The 14786-nt window shown below is 69.6% G+C and carries 10 protein-coding genes and 1 tRNA gene; 5 read left to right on the top strand and 6 right to left on the bottom strand.

Going from position 1 to position 14786, the window contains the following annotated elements:
- Positions 1–38 precede the first annotated feature (38 nt).
- Positions 39–326: a DUF6504 family protein gene (locus tag BQ8420_RS22100; protein ID WP_087101067.1), complete on the bottom strand. Its 288-nt coding sequence runs from the start codon at positions 324–326 to the stop codon at positions 39–41.
- 234 nt (positions 327–560) lie between these two features.
- On the opposite strand from BQ8420_RS22100, the gene BQ8420_RS22095 reads away from it, so the two are divergent.
- The 3 genes from BQ8420_RS22095 (at position 561) to BQ8420_RS22085 (ending at position 5862) form a co-directional block, all read left to right on the top strand.
- Entirely contained in the window at positions 561–2402 is a 1842-nt protein-coding gene (locus BQ8420_RS22095) for a serine/threonine-protein kinase (protein ID WP_087101066.1), read from the top strand.
- A 157-nt stretch (positions 2403–2559) separates the two neighbouring features.
- On the top strand, positions 2560–4791 hold the full coding sequence (locus tag BQ8420_RS22090) for a serine/threonine-protein kinase (RefSeq protein WP_087101065.1): 2232 nt from the start codon (positions 2560–2562) through the stop codon (positions 4789–4791).
- A gap of 105 nt (positions 4792–4896) precedes the next feature.
- On the top strand, positions 4897–5862 hold the full coding sequence (locus BQ8420_RS22085) for a quinone oxidoreductase (RefSeq protein ID WP_087101064.1): 966 nt from the start codon (positions 4897–4899) through the stop codon (positions 5860–5862).
- Between the two features lie 91 nt (positions 5863–5953).
- Here BQ8420_RS22085 and BQ8420_RS22080 read toward each other — a convergent pair whose 3' ends face one another.
- From BQ8420_RS22080 to BQ8420_RS22070, 3 genes are all read right to left on the bottom strand, one after another.
- Positions 5954–7039, bottom strand: coding sequence for an SPFH domain-containing protein (locus BQ8420_RS22080; RefSeq protein ID WP_087101115.1), 1086 nt, complete (start codon positions 7037–7039; stop codon positions 5954–5956).
- Between the two features lie 98 nt (positions 7040–7137).
- A complete protein-coding gene (locus BQ8420_RS22075) occupies positions 7138–7656 on the bottom strand; it encodes an NfeD family protein (protein WP_087101063.1) in 519 nt (172 codons plus the stop codon).
- Positions 7657–7851: 195 nt separating this feature from the next.
- On the bottom strand, positions 7852–10737 hold the full coding sequence (locus tag BQ8420_RS22070; protein WP_200816049.1) for a penicillin acylase family protein: 2886 nt from the start codon (positions 10735–10737) through the stop codon (positions 7852–7854).
- Positions 10738–11077: 340 nt separating this feature from the next.
- Here BQ8420_RS22070 and BQ8420_RS22065 point away from each other — a divergent pair, with 340 nt between their 5' ends.
- Entirely contained in the window at positions 11078–11596 is a 519-nt protein-coding gene (locus tag BQ8420_RS22065) for a hypothetical protein (RefSeq protein WP_087101062.1), read from the top strand.
- 177 nt (positions 11597–11773) lie between these two features.
- Here the strand turns inward: BQ8420_RS22065 and BQ8420_RS22060 are convergent, their stop codons facing one another.
- Both BQ8420_RS22060 and BQ8420_RS22055 read right to left on the bottom strand, forming a co-directional pair.
- Positions 11774–13246 carry a cobyric acid synthase gene (locus BQ8420_RS22060; RefSeq protein ID WP_087101061.1) on the bottom strand — a complete coding sequence of 491 codons (1473 nt, stop codon included), beginning with the start codon at positions 13244–13246 and terminating at the stop codon, positions 11774–11776.
- On the bottom strand, positions 13243–14106 hold the full coding sequence (locus BQ8420_RS22055) for a cobalamin biosynthesis protein (RefSeq protein WP_087101113.1): 864 nt from the start codon (positions 14104–14106) through the stop codon (positions 13243–13245). The genes BQ8420_RS22060 and BQ8420_RS22055 overlap by 4 nt, the downstream gene beginning before the upstream one ends.
- A gap of 508 nt (positions 14107–14614) precedes the next feature.
- Between BQ8420_RS22055 and BQ8420_RS22050 the strand changes: the two genes are divergently transcribed.
- Positions 14615–14690 (top strand) — tRNA-Arg (locus BQ8420_RS22050).
- Positions 14691–14786 lie beyond the last annotated feature (96 nt).

The following is a 14786-nucleotide window of genomic DNA, read 5'->3' as shown; positions in this document are numbered from 1 at the left end:
GGTGGCACCGGCCCGGCCGCCCCCTGATCTCCCCCGGGTCATCCCCACACCCGGGAGAGCAGCCACTCACCCGTGGTGGTGTCGTGCCGTAGTTCGTACACCCCCTGGGAGTAGGCCGAGCCGGCCTCCACCCTCCAGTGCCGGCACTCGGGCACCTGAGAGCGCTTACCCGGTGTCCAGTCCCGGCGCAGGGTCACCCACTGGTCGATGATCCTGCGCACCCCGTAGACCCGTCCGTCCCACACGAAGCGGGTAGGCCTGCCGTCGTCCTCCACGACCGTGACGTCCGCTCCGTAGTACCGCCCCACAACCGTTCCCCCCAGCATCGACCGACTCCTCCATTGGCGTCCGGCGGTGTGCGGGCACACCGCCGGGGTGCCCATTCGCGGGGAAGTACGAACAGGCATTCGAACGTGTGATCGAATACTAGCGAAGAGGAGGCCCTCGTGGAACTGTTTCCGTCTCAACGGCATCGGCGACCGGGAGGCCCTCCGTTCCACGGACGTGCGAGGATCGTGGCCTCCCGGCGCCACCCGACGACCCCCCACGAGGCACCGCACATGTTCAACGGGCACGACGGCCCCACCACCCCGTATCCCGGCGACCCCACGGAGATCGGCGGCTACCGCGTACTGCGCCGACTGGGGCGCGGCGGCATGGGCACCGTGTACCTGGCCGCGGCCCCCTCCGGACGACAGGTGGCGCTCAAGGTCGTCCATCCCGACCTCGCCGAGGACCCCTCGTTCCGGCAGCGCTTCGCCCGTGAGGTCCACACGGCCCGCAGCGTGGCCCGCTTCTCCACCGCCGGGGTCATCGACGCCCGTTTGGACGGGGACCCCCTGTTCGTCGTCTCCGAGTTCGTCCCGGGCCCCGACCTGTCCCGGGCGGTGCGCGAACACGGCCCGCTCCACGGCGGCGACCTCGAAGGACTGGCCATGGGCGTGGCGGCGGCGCTCACCGCCATCCACCGTTCCGGGGTGGTCCACCGCGACATCAAACCGGCGAACGTGCTGCTCTCCCCCGTCGGCCCGAAGGTGATCGACTTCGGCATCGCCCGCGCCTTGGAAGGAGCCGGCGGCATCACCCGTTCCAGCCGGCTCATGGGCACCCCCTCCTACATCGCGCCCGAACTCCTGCACGGCCACCAGGCCACCCCCGCCGCGGACGTGTTCGCCTGGGGCTGCCTGGTGGCGTTCTCCGGCACCGGCAGGGCGCCCTTCGACGCGGCCACGGTCCCGGCGGTCCTGCACAACATCACCACGGCCGCACCCCGGCTCGACGGGCTGGACCCGGCCGTGGTGGACCTGGTGCGCCAGGCCCTCAACAAGACCCCGGAGAACCGACCCAGCGCCCAAACGATCCTGGATCGGCTCGTGGGGCGATCCGGCGTCTCGGAGGAGGAGGCCGATCGCACCATCAGCGCCACTTGGACGCCGCCGCCGGTCACAGCCCCACCTCCGGCCCGGACCGCACAGGGCTCCGGCGGAGCCCCCTCCCTACGCCGCGGGCTCCTCATCGGGGTCGGCGCCGGCGCGGGCACCGTGGCCCTGATCACCGGTCTCACCTTCGCCTTGGCGGCGGGGAACGACGCGCCCCCGGAGAATCTCACCACCCTGTACGGCTCCGATTTCGCCATCGATCCCGGGTGGGGCGGCTCCCTCTACGACGAGGACGAGGACCCCTATGCCAGCGGCTACGCGCCGGGCGAGGGGATCATCATTGCGATGGACCCCAACGCGGAGTTGGATCCGAGCGTCGGAGGCAACTGGATGGCCCCCTACACCCAGGATGTGAACACCACCGAACGGCTCTTGGTCACCACCGACGTCCACGTGCTGGAGGGCTACGACTACCTGACCGTCGGCCTCCGCTGTATCCGCGACCTGCACCCGGCCGACGCCGAACTGGACGAGGACGACACCAACGGCTCCCCCGACCACCCGGACCAGGACTACACGGCGACCTACCGTGCCTGGCTGCGGGCGGACGGCGCGGAGGCCGTGATCGACAAGATCTCGGGCACCCTGGCCGACGATTCCTGGGATCCCGAGGAACTGGCCAAGGGCGAGGTCTCGGAGTTCCGCCCCTACCCCGCCGTCCCCACCGACGGAGCGGACCAGGCCGCGACCCGTGGGGAGGAACCGGAGCCGGTGAGCAACAACATCAAGCTCGCCTGTGAGTTCACCCCGGGCGAGGAGGGTGCGGCTCCGACCGCCGAGGTCCGGATGTGGGTCAACGACGAACTCGCGGTGAGCGCGGTGGACGAGGAGCCCTACCCGGACGACTACGCCGACCACCAATACGTCCAGCGCCAAGCCGTGCAGTACCACCGAGGTCAGAGCACGTCCCCGTTCCGAGTGCTGTACGAGAACTTCCGGGTCGAGCGGATCCTCGAAGAGTGACCGTGGATTCCTCGCCCCATGTCCCGTCCGACCCGGTGCTCCTCACCGGCAGAACCGTTTCGCCTCCAGCGGGATCACACCCCACCGAAACGCGCCGAGGTGCGGACATCGGTACGCTGATAGGCGCTTATCACACGATTTGTGAGGACCCCCGACTGTGACGTCCAACGGCAACCCCAGCGGCAAACCCCTGCGCGCGGGCGACCCGCGTGAACTAGGCGGTTACCGCCTGATCAGCCGGCTCGGACGCGGCGGTATGGGCACCGTCTACCTCGCCGAGGATTCCACCGGCCGCTCCGTCGCCGTCAAGCTCATCCACCCGGACCTGGCCGACGACGAATCGTTCCGCAAACGGTTCGCCCGCGAGGTGGACTCGGCGCGACGGGTGGCCCGGTTCTCCACCGCCGGGGTCATCGACGCCCGGTTGGAGGGCGAGCCGCTGTTCATCGTGTCGGAGTACGTGGCCGGACCGAACCTGGACGAGGCGGTGCGCGCGCAGGGGCCGATGCGCGGCGGCACCCTGGAGGGTCTGGCGATGGGCGTGGCCGCGGCGTTGACCGCCATCCACGGCTCCGGGGTGATCCACCGCGACCTCAAACCCGCCAACGTCCTGTTGTCCACCGTGGGACCGAAGGTGATCGACTTCGGCATCGCCCGCGCCTTGGACGACTCCAGCGGTGGCATCACCCGTTCCAGCCAGCTCATGGGCACGCCCTCCTACATGGCGCCGGAACTACTCCTCGGTGAGCAGGCCACACCCGCCGCCGACATCTTCGCCTGGGGATGCCTGGTGGCGTTCGCCGGCATCGGGAACGCGCCCTTCGACGCGGCGACGGTGCCCGCGGTGCTGCACAACATCTCCTCGGCCGAACCCAAGCTGGACGGGTTGGACCCGAGCCTGCTGGAGCTGGTCGGGGGCGCGCTGGACAAGAACCCCGCCAAACGCCCCTCCTCCCAGCAGCTGCTGGCCAAGCTGACCGGCCAGGAGACCCCGCAGGAGTCGGAGATCCGGCGCACCATCAGCACTTCCTGGGCGCCGCCGAGCAGCGCTCCGGTGGCGGGCGCCCCGCCCTCGGGGGAATCCGGTCCGCAGTGGACGGGTGCGGTCCCCACGGACCAGGTGCCGACCGAACACCTTCAGGGCCCCGGCCGGGAGCAGACGCCCAACGGGGGCGTCGCCCCTCCCATCGGTGGTCCGGTCATGCCGCACACTCGACCCACGCACCAGGGCGGGCCGGGCGCCCCGGGGCAGCCCGGGTTCCAGGGTCCTTCCGGCCCCCAGGGGCAGCCGGGCGTCCCCGGTGCGCCCGGGACCCAGGCCTTCCACCGGCAAGGGCACCAGCAAGGCCCCATGGGAGGTCACGGCGCCCACCCTCAGTCCGGCCCCCAACACGGCCCGGGACAGGTGGGGTGGCAAGGGCAAGCGCCCACGTACGGTCAAGCCGCCTACGGGATGCACAGCGGCCCGAACGTCCCCGGTGGTCCCGGCCTCCCGAACGGCCCCGGTGGCCCCGGCGTCCCGAACGGCCCCGGACAGCCGGCGAACGGCGCCTCCGGTGCCGGCCGGCGCAAACTCATGATCATCGGTGGTGGTGCGGTGGCGCTGGTGTTGGTCGCCACCATCGGCGGCGTCGCGCTGTTCTCCGGGTCGGACGCCCCTCCGGAGAACGTCACGAGCATCTACACGACCGACTTCGCCACGGACCCCGATTGGCCGAGCGCCTACGACTTCGACCCCGAGTACCCCGACATGAACGACGTCGGGTACTGGGACGAGCAGAACGCCATGGTGCTCTCGCTCGACTCTTCGTTCGAGGAGAGCCAAGGCGCGACCGTCCCCTCCACCGGAGAGACGCCCCCGCAGGTCCTCATCAGCGCCACCATGGCGCCGCTCTCGGGCCCGAGCGAGGCGACCACCGGCGCCTACTGCTGGGGACAGAACGACGACGAGGGCACCATGTACGAGGCGCAGATGCGCCTGGATGGTGGCGAGGCCCAGATCCGTCGGGTGACCGAGGACAGCGGCAACACCGCGCTCGCGTCGAACACCGAGATCGAAGGGTTCCAGACCTACGACCTGTTCGACGAGGAGAGCGAGGTCGGGGGCCTTCCCTACGGCGCGAAGCTGGGCGACCTGGTCACCAACAACCTCAAGTTCGCCTGCGAGTACGTGGCCGAGGAAGGCGAGGACCCGTACATGGACCTGCGCCTGTGGATCAACGACGAACTCGCGCTGAGCACCGTGGACGAGCAGCCGCTACCGGACAACCGGGACCTGGAGGACGACGAACGCCGCATGATCGGTCTGATCCAACGGGCCGCGGGTGGCAACGACCCGATCGCAGTGGCGTACACCGACTTCGCGCTGCACCGCATCGACGTCGAGTAGCGAATCCGCCCCGGCCCTTTCCGGGTCCGAGGCGGGCGTTCCCTCTTGGCGGCGGGCACGTTAGCGTCAAGGCCACGGTCACCGCGACAGGGAGGACGAGACGACATGCGCGCCATCGTGATGGAGGAGTTCGGCGGACCCGAGGTCCTGCGCCCACAGGAGATCGACGACCCCTCCCCCGGCCCGGGGCAGATCCTGCTGGACGTGGCGGCCCGCGGAGTCAACTTCATCGACGTCTACCAGCGCAGCGGCGCCTACCAGGTGGACCTGCCGTACGTTCCGGGGATGGAGGCCGCGGGTTCGATCGCGGCGGTGGGCGAGGGCGTCACCGACTTCGCGGTGGGGCAACGCGTGGGCTGGGCGATGGCGCCCGGCGGGTACGCGGACCGCGCCACCGTCGACGCGAATCTGGCGGTCCCCATCCCCGACGGGGTCTCCGACGAGCAGGCCGCCGCGCTGCTGCTCCAGGGCATGACCGCCCACTACCTCACCTACTCCGTGCACCCGGTGGCCGAGGGCGAGACCATCCTGGTGCACGCCGCCGCCGGAGGTACCGGTCTGCTCATCACCCAGCTGGCCAAGGCCCGGGGTGCCCGGGTGATCGGCACCGTCTCCACGGAGGCGAAGGAGGCCGTCGCCCGCGCCGCCGGCGCCGACGAGATCATCCGCTACACCCAGGCCCCGGTGGCCGAAGCCGTCCGTGACCTCACCGGCGGCGAAGGCGTCGCGGCGGTCTACGACGGCGTCGGCAAGGACACCTTCGACGCGAGCCTGGCCTCGCTGCGTCCGCGCGGAGTGCTGGCCCTGTTCGGGCAAGCCAGCGGCCCGGTGGAACCGGTGGACCCGCAGCGGCTCAACGGCGCCGGTTCGGTCTACCTCACCCGTCCCTCGCTCGCGCACTTCGTCGCCGGCCGCGAGGAACTGCTGGGCCGGGCCCGCGACCTGTTCGAGCTGGTCGAGCAGGGGCGTCTCGACGTGCGCGTGGGCGGACGCTTCCCGTTGGAGGAGGCGGGCCGGGCCCACGAGGCCCTCACCTCTCGCGGCACCACCGGCAAACTGCTGCTGGTCTGAGGCCCCACGAGTACGGCGGTGGTCGTCCCTGGTGTCGGGCGGCCACCGCCGTCGTCTCCTCGCGCGACCGGAACCCGTGTTCCGGTCGGGCTCACTCGCTCTTACCCGAGGACGGGGTCGAACCCATGCTGGCCCCGGCCCTGCGCACGTCGTCCCGGGCGTCGGCGACCGCCTTCTCCGCGGCCTCCGCGGCCTGCGCCGCCGCCTGCGAGGAGGTGGATCTCGCCGGATCCGGGCCGGTGATCTGCGCGGGTCCCGAGTCCCCCTCCTCCTGTTGCTGTCCCTTCTCGGTGGAGGGGGTCGACTTGGCGGCGTCGCCCGCGAAGGCGTGCGAGACGTTCTTGACCGCCTCGGTGAACTCGCCGGGAATCACCCAGAACGTGTTGCCCTCGCCCTCGGCGAGGCTCGGCAGGGTCTCCAGGTACTTGTACGCGAGCAGCTTGGCGTCGGCGTTGTTGGCGTGCACGGCCTGGAAGACCTGTTCGATCGCCTTGGCCTCACCGTCGGCCCGCAGGATCGCCGCCTGCTGGTCGCCCTGGGCCTCCAGAATGGCCTGCTGGCGGGCGCCCTCCGCCTTGAGGATGCGGGACTGGCGTTCACCCTCGGCGTGCAGGATGGCCGCGCGCTTGTCGCGGTCCGCCCGCATCTGCTTCTCCATCGCCTCCTTGATGGTGGGCGGCGGGTCGATCGCCTTGATCTCGACCCGATTGATGCGGATGCCCCACTTGCCGGTGGTCTCGTCGAGCACCCCGCGCAGCCGGGTGTTGATCTCCTCGCGGGAGGTCAACGTGCGTTCCAGGTCCATGGAACCGATGACGTTGCGCAGCGTGGTGACGGTGAGCTGGTCTATGGCCTGGATGTAGTTGGCGACCTCGTAGGCGGCGGCCCTGGGCTGGGTCACCTGGTAGTAGAGGACGGTGTCTATGTTGACCACCAGGTTGTCCTCGGTGATCACGGGTTGGGGACGCGAGGTGAAGACCTGCTCGCGCAGGTCGAACTTGGAGTTGACCCGATCCACGCCCGGGATGATGAAGTTCAGTCCGGGGTCGAGGGTACGGATGTAGCGGCCGAAGCGCTCGATGTTGTAGGCGCGGGCCTGCGGAACGATGCGGATCGCCGACAAAGCGATGGCGACCAGGAGAACGGCGATGATGATGAGCGGTATCGCAGGATCCATCTTCTGCACCTGTGCCTAGATCGGTTGGTGGCTGTACGGCTCGGTCTCGGATTGCTGTGGATTGCTGTGGATTGCCGTGGTGGCCGTGGTGGCCGTGGTCAGTCCGATTCGGGACGCTCCCGTCCCGGTCGGCTCTGGTCGGGCCGGGTCTGATCGGGGCCGTTCGGTTCGATGGGTTCGGGCAACGCCTCACGCGGATAGACCACGGCGGTCGCTCCGTCGATCTCCACGACGTCGACGTGCGCGCCCACCGGTATGACGAGGTCCTCGTCGAGGGATCGCGCCGACCATTCCTCTCCGCTGAGCTTGACGAGCCCGTGGTCGGCGTCGACCGGTTCCAGGACCAGGGCGGAGCGCCCCACGAGGGCGGCGGTTCCGGAGCGGACGTCGGGGCCGCGGGTGATCTGCCGCTCCATGATCGGTTTGACCAGCACGATCCCGGCCGCAGAAGCCGCGGCGAATCCGATGATCTGCACGACCACCGGTAGTCCCAGGGCCCCTAGGAGGCCGGCGACCAGTGCGGCGGTGGCCAGCAACCCCAGGACGAATGTCAGGGTGAAGAACTCGGCGGCACCGAGGGCAGCCGCGAGAATGATCCAGATCAGCCAAGCAGGCATGTTCCTGTCGGCCCTCCCGCTGTGGTTTCGGGTAGTTCTTACGCTACCCATACAACCCTGACGAACCACAAGAATCCGGTAATGGATACAGGATCGCGGCCCGCGGTGTCCCCCGTCACCGGGGTACCACGGGCCGCTCTCGTCCCTCTGTGCCTTGAGGCCCCTCCTACCTGAGCCTTTTCTCCTCGGTGGGGATCACCTGCCGCCGGAGAACTCGTAGACGAGCTGGTAGGTGGGCCGGTTCTGCCAGGCGATCGGCCACATGTCGATCCCGCCCACGGACTGGTGGATCACGGTGTCCGCGCACAGCTGGTCACCGGCCGAGCAGTGCTCGTCCCCGGGGTAGACCTCCTCCGCCGGGGTGGCGGCCGCCTCGGCGAGGCTGTCCAGCAGCACCGTCCGGCAGTCGCCGAGATCGCCCTCGCCGCAGTAGACCCGGTCGCCGAGCGTGCCGTCGACCTCCTGGTCCAGGACGGTGCGCAGGTCCTTGTGCACATAGGACCACCAGCCGTACTGGAACGCCGAACCACGGTGCGGCTGCCCCTGGTTCACGCTGCCCGGTTCGCCACCGCCGATGGACCCGGAAGGTGACTCGTCGGTCTGGACGGCGCGGGTCAGCTCCTCGTACAGGCCCTCGCCCAAGCCGGGCTCGAACTGGGACCGCACCAGGATCGGCCACCAGGCGTCCAGCACCCGGATGGCGTCGGCGTGCTCGTAACTCCCGGCGTCGCGTTGGGGTTCGCGACGCAGGGCGCCGGAGTCCACCCACGTGCGCAGGGACTCGACCTCCTCCGCGAGCTCGGGGTCGTCCACCTCGGCGGTGTCGATGACCTCCAGCAACAGCGGAACGACCTGTTCGGCGCGCAGATCCGCGACCCCGGCCTCCATCATCGTGCCGGTGAGCGAGGCCGTGGTGAAGCGGTGCCCGTCCTCGATCAGCCCGGAGACGCGGCCGTCCAGCAGGTCGTTGCGGTGCACCGAACCGGTCGACCAGCCCGACGTGTAGCCCTGCGCGGGCTTGTTGTTCCAGTTGACGATGTAGTCCGGGTTGATCTGCTGCGGGTGGTCGGACTGCGGGTGGTGGTCGGCCCCGTTGGTGACCGGGTCCCAACCGGACCAGCCGGCGTCGGAGTAGGCGTCGATGGGCATGTTGGGGTCGGTGCCCTCGGTCCGGACCGGGTTGTCCCCGGAGTTGATGAACGCGATGTCCTGGTCGTCGACGTAGTGCCAGTTGAACGCGTAGGCGATGTCGTAGGCGGCCTCGGTGAAGGTCTCCGCGGAGGTGATCAGATCGGGGTCGTTGAACTTCTGGAACCCGATGATGGAGTCGACCTCGCGCATATAGGTGGACCGCAGCTCGGTGAAGGCCACGGGTTCGCCGTCGACAGTGGCGAAGGAGTTCACCAGCCCGTACTCGGAGCGCAGCGAGGTGAGCGTGTAGCCGCCCTCCTCGGTTCCGTCGGCGATGGTGGGCGTCCAGTCGTTGCTGACGCTCAGGGCCTCGAAGTCCACGCAGTCACCGGCGGAGTCCACGTAGGAACGCGAGCCGGTGGTGGGCTCGGAGCCGTCGGTCTCGCACAGGTCCACGGCGAAGGTGTCGGTGATGTCCTGGCCCGCCGAGGTGGCACTCCAGGCGTAGTCGACCCCGCGGCCCATCTGGACGTAGAAGCTCACGCCCGCGAAGGAGGCACCTCGGGCGCTGATGCCCGGCCCCTGGAGTTCCTGGAGCATGAGCAGTTGCGGGGAGAAGTACCCGGTCTGGGGACCCATCACCGCGACGGGGTTGCCGCTCTCGGTGTGTTCGCCGGACACCAGCAGGGCGTTGGACATGCCGCGCGGGTCCAGGAAACCCTCGGGCAGCACACCATCGTCGAAGATGCCCTCGGCGGCGGACAGGTCGCCTTCCTCGGCCATCTTCTCCAGTTCCGCCCGCTGGTCCTCGGGGAGTTCCTCGACGGTGGGCGCGTCGGCCTCGGGTGCGTCCCGGGTCTCGGTGGTGGAGGCCTGGGAGGCCGCGTCCGGGGCCGCCGATCCGTACTCGTCGTGGACGATGTCGTAGGGCTCGACGGAGCCCGGGTCGGGAACGGCCCGGCCGATCGGGTCGTCGGGGGTCTGGGCGTAGGGGAACTCGCCATCGACGCTCACGGTGGCCTCGGGGTCGTTCTCCATGCGCCAGGCGTGCCAGAGCTCCATTCCCTCCTCGGCGCCGTAGCGGTCCTGGAAGTTGGCCAGGACGATCGCGGCCTGGATCTCACCGCCGCCACCGCCACCGAAGATGCCGCCGACCATGGCGGCGATGCCCACGACGTCCGTGGTGGTGAAGGGCTCGATCTCGCCGGAGTTGGTGATGGCGTCCTTGTGCCCGGTCAGGACGTACTCGCCGGGGAAGTAGCGCCCGCTGTCGGCCTCGTCGATGTAGGCGTTGACACCTTCGAGGTAGGCGTCGACGTCGGTGAGGGCCTGCTCGCCGCGTTCCCCGCCCTCACTCGCGACCCGCTCGATCTGGGTCTGTTTGTCCTCCTCGGTGTAGGGGGCGGTGGACCACAGGTCCTGTTCGAGCCCCCGGTTGCCCTCGGCGCCGCCGGCGAAGGAGGTGAGTTCGCCGCGGCCGACCCGGCGCAGGACGTCCATGAGGAAGAGGCGGTCCTCACCGGCCGCGTACCCGGCGCCGAACATGGTGCCGTCGCGTGTGGTGCCGGTGATGTGCGGGATGCCGTGTGCGGCGTCGCGGACGATGGTGACGTCCTCGCGCGGCTGGTACTCGCGGTCGACCTCCGCGTCGTCGACACCGTAGGAGGCGTCCTGGAAGAAGTCGTCGAGACCTTCCTCGGTGAGTCCGTCGTAGTGGTGCACGAGGTCGTCGTACATGTCGAGCTGGCTGGAGGAGTGCTCCGGGCGGGTGCCGAAGACCTGGTGGCCGAGGATCTCGACCAGGGTGGCGTTGCCGTTCTGGCCTGGAGGAAGGATGTCGTGGCAACCGGAGGGCGCGCAGTAGTCCTCGTAGGCGACGGGCTCGGCCATGACCGGGGTGGCCGGCAGAGCGGCGGCGAGGGAGGCCGTGACGGCCAGGGCCGTTCCCATGGCGCCGGCACGGAATCGGGTCCTGCGCGAGGGAGATCGAAGGGTCGGGGGTGCGGGAGACATGTACGTCACCACCTGGGGGTTCGGGCGATGGATCAGCGGCATGTTACGCACGGGTAAGGAAATCGCGAAAGACTTTCATGTTTTTCGGGAGGGTCCACCACACACCGGGCCGGAGCCCCACGTTTGCAGTGACCTGTGCCACACCAGGAGAAACGATCGCGTACGCCCCGTACGGACAGCGCCACGCACTGTCGATAATTGGCCACAACCGGCCACAACCCGACCTCGCCCGACCGCCGAGCATCGACGACGACGGGGGCTTTGACACAATCCCCACATGAACGAGTACCCCGATCAAGGCCGCCCCTGGCAACAGCCGGACGCTCAGCCCCCCGGCTGGGGCCTTCCCCCGGAGCAGCACACCGGCGGGCAGCTGGAGCCCTACGGAACCCCCACCGGCGGCTACACACCGGCCGAGGCCGGCAACCCTTATCCCCACCCCGCCCCCGAACCCACCCTGGTCACCATCGGGGACATCGCCGTCACCCAGACCAGCGTCATCACCCCCGCGGGCCGCTTCCCCATCAAGGGCAGCGTGTGGACCATGTCGGATATGAGCCGTACCGAGCAGTCCACCCCCACCTGGGCGATCATCGTGGCCATCCTCATCTTCTGGTGGACCTGCCTGCTGGGTCTGCTGATCCTCCTGGTGAAGGAGAGCAAGACCTCCGGGCACGTGCAGGTCACCGTGCAGGCCGACGGCAAGTACCACTCCACGCAGCTCCCGGTGAACAGCCCCGTCCTCGTGCGGCAGATCAACCAGCAGGTCAACTACGCCCGTTCCCTGGCGGCCTGATCCCTCGTCCGTTCCGGGGCGCCCTCGGTGTTCCGGGGCGCCCTCGACACGGGCGGCCCCGGACATGAGGGCACCTTTCTGCGCGGGGGGTACCCCCCGAATTGGGGGGTACCGCCCAAGGCCGGGGTACGGTTCGAGACCAGGGGTACCGCCCGAGACCGGAGGTACCGCCCCGGTTCACGCCGGCGGCGCTCCGGGCGGAACGAAGGGCAACCCCTTCGGTGCACCCTCTCGCAGCAGCCGCCACACCGTGTCGGTGTCCAGGTGTTCCGCCACCAGATCCCCCAACGCGTCCAGCCGTTCCCCACGAGCGGCCGCGAAGTCCGTACCCGGCGCCACCACGAAGTCCCGACCCGCCACGCGCGCCACCTCGGTCAGGAAGGCGCGGCGGAACCCGTCGTTCTCCAGAGCGCCGTGCCACGTGGTCCCCCATACGCGGCCACGCCGGCAACCGTCCAGGAACGGCTCTCCTCCGTGCACCGTTACTCGGCCCTGGTGGATCTCGTAGGCCTCCACACGCTGCCCGTAGGCCTCCCCCACCGGACGCCCCAACGTCTTCTCCGCCGCGAACTCCACCGTCGTGGGCAGCAGACCCAACCCCGGCACCGAACCGGCGTCCGACTCCACCTCATCCCGGATGGACTCCGCCAACATCTGGTAGCCGCCACAGATCCCCAACACGGGCCGATCCGACAACACACGATCGATGCCGCGCTCACGTACCCAGGCGAGATCCCGCACGGTCGCCCGGCTGCCCGGCAGCACCACCAGGTCGGCATCGGCGGCCTCCGCCGCGGAGGTCACGAACCGCACGTCCACCCCCGGCTCCACCGCCAAGGCATCGATGTCGGTGAAGTTGCTGATCCGGGGCAGCCGCACCACCGCGACCCGCAGAGTGCGGGCGAGCGGCGGCGCCATGGGGCCCCTGTCCACGCTCAGCGCCAGGGAATCCTCCACGTCCAACCAGAGGCCGTCCAGCCACGGCAGGACCCCCAACACCGGGCGGCCGGTCAGGTTCCGCAGCATCTCCAAACCCGGCTCCAACAGCGACCGGTCACCCCGGAACTTGTTCACGACCAAGCCCGCGACCAGCGCCTGGTCCTCCGCATCCAACAACGCCAACGTTCCGAACATCGACGCGAACACCCCACCGCGGTCGATGTCACCGACCACCACCACGGGCAGATCGGCGGCGCGCGCCAGCCCCATGTTCGCGATGTCGCCGGTCCGCAGATTGATCTCGGCCGGGCTGCCCGCCCCCTCGCACACCACCACGTCGTAGCGTTCACGTAGCCGGGCCAGGCCCGCCAGGGAAGCGGCGCGCATGCGTTCGCGCATGGCGCCGTAGCCCAAGGCGTCGACCTCCCCGACCGCCCGGCCATCGATCACCACCTGGCTTCCGCCCGCCCCGGGCTTGAGCAGCACCGGATTCATGTCGGCGGTGGGTTCGATCCCACAGGCGGCGGCCTGCATCGCCTGAGCCCGGCCGATCTCCGCGCCGTCCGGCGTCACCACGGAGTTCAACGACATGTTCTGCGCCTTGAACGGGGCGACGTGCACTCCCTGCCGGGCCAGCCACCGGCACAACCCCGCCGTGACCACACTCTTGCCGGCGTCCGATGTGGTGCCGGCGACCAGGATCGCGTTCATCGGGCCACCGCCGCCAACAACGCGCCCAGGTTCACCACGCGTGCCAGACGCACCGCCCGCCGGATGTCCACCACGGCCGGCTCGGCCCCCTCCCCCATCACCGGTCGGTGCTCCACCCGATCCCCGTACACGTTCGTGCCGCCCAACCTAAGACCCAGGGCACCCGCGAACGCGGCCTCGCACTGCCCGGCGTTCGGGCTCGGATGCGCGCCATGGTCCCGCCGCCACACCCGCCACGCCCGACCGGGGCTCCCACCCACCACCGGAGCCGCGGCCACCGCCAACAACGCGGTCAACCTCGACGGAGCCCAACCGGCCACGTCGTCCGAGCGCGCGGCGACCTTGCCGAACCGTTCGTACCTGTCATCGCGATACCCGACCATGGCGTCCAGGGTGTTGACCGCCCGAAACCCCACCAACCCGGCGGGGCCGCACAGCGCACCCCACAACAGCGGGCCCACCACGGCGTCCGAGGTGTTCTCCGCGACCGACTCGACCACTGCCCGCGCCACCCCGCCCGCGTCCAGGTCATCGACCTCACGCCCGCACAACCCACGGACCAACGTGCGCGCACCGTCCAGGTCCCCACGCTCCAAGGCGTCGGCGACCCGTTCGGCCTCTCGACCCAGCATGCTGCCGCCCAGGACCGCCCAGGTCGCGAGTGCCACGGGCACCGGGCCCCGCAACCGCGAACCCACCGTCACCATCGGCAGCACGGACACCCCCACGAACAGAGCGCCCGCCGCCACGGAGTCCCGGTAAAGTCGACGTTCACACCACCCGGCGGCCGCTCCGAAGAGCGCCACCGGATGCCCCCTCCGGGGGTCCGGCACCAGCCTGTCCAGCACGAATCCCGCGATCAGTCCCCGTTTCACCCCTTCAGTCAACAGCACCTACGAGGGTGTCCAAACCGCGGTAAACCGGGGTTTGCCACGCAATGCAATGGCCCATACACCTAGAGGCCCTAGAGTCGAGGGAGAGGGGAGCGCATGCTGTTCGCGGTGGCATCACTGATGATCCTGGCAGGTCAATGGTGGGTCTTCTGACCCTCCTGGCCGCCCCGCGCCGGGGCGGCCAGTTCGCGAAACACCGACCGCACAGCGGCGCACCCGGGGTTAATCACGGGTAACGTGGGGCTCGACGCCCATAGCGACCGATTTGGTGGAGCGCGCGTGGTAATGAGACGCAACTGCGAATCACCGTAGTTGGTGAGGCTTTGCCCTCCCGTGAGCGACATCTGACGAATACCCTAGAATGTCTGCCCGGGACGCCACTGCCCCGAACCACCCACCCATAGGACCGCCGCACCACCCCACCAAGCGTCACACCCTGACCACGCCCAGCGACGTCAGGCCACAACCAAAGCGAGCACCCGTAGCTCAGTGGATAGAGCACCGGACTTCTAATCCGACGGTCGCAGGTTCGAATCCTGCCGGGTGCGCCACAAAACCCCAGGTCAGACGGGGTGCATGAGGACCTCGGAAGAGGTCCTCGCGGCGTTTGGGGCCCATGTGTGCTCCTCGTGTGCTCCCCAGTACAA

The organism is Nocardiopsis sp. JB363 (assembly GCF_900143625.1).
Classification (GTDB): domain Bacteria; phylum Actinomycetota; class Actinomycetes; order Streptosporangiales; family Streptosporangiaceae; genus Nocardiopsis.
This window is presented reverse-complemented; position numbering and strand designations above follow the sequence as displayed.

What these genes read in the sequence shown, in the direction of transcription:
- BQ8420_RS22065 (WP_087101062.1), top strand. Translation starts at nt 11,078, where the DNA reads ATGAACGAGTACCCCGATCAAGGCCGCCCCTGGCAACAGCCGGACGCT.
- BQ8420_RS22100 (WP_087101067.1), bottom strand. Translation starts at nt 326, where the DNA reads ATGCTGGGGGGAACGGTTGTGGGGCGGTACTACGGAGCGGACGTCACG.
- BQ8420_RS22085 (WP_087101064.1), top strand. Translation starts at nt 4,897, where the DNA reads ATGCGCGCCATCGTGATGGAGGAGTTCGGCGGACCCGAGGTCCTGCGC.
- BQ8420_RS22075 (WP_087101063.1), bottom strand. Translation starts at nt 7,656, where the DNA reads ATGCCTGCTTGGCTGATCTGGATCATTCTCGCGGCTGCCCTCGGTGCC.
- BQ8420_RS22095 (WP_087101066.1), top strand. Translation starts at nt 561, where the DNA reads ATGTTCAACGGGCACGACGGCCCCACCACCCCGTATCCCGGCGACCCC.
- BQ8420_RS22060 (WP_087101061.1), bottom strand. Translation starts at nt 13,246, where the DNA reads ATGAACGCGATCCTGGTCGCCGGCACCACATCGGACGCCGGCAAGAGT.
- BQ8420_RS22080 (WP_087101115.1), bottom strand. Translation starts at nt 7,039, where the DNA reads ATGGATCCTGCGATACCGCTCATCATCATCGCCGTTCTCCTGGTCGCC.
- BQ8420_RS22070 (WP_200816049.1), bottom strand. Translation starts at nt 10,737, where the DNA reads ATGGGAACGGCCCTGGCCGTCACGGCCTCCCTCGCCGCCGCTCTGCCG.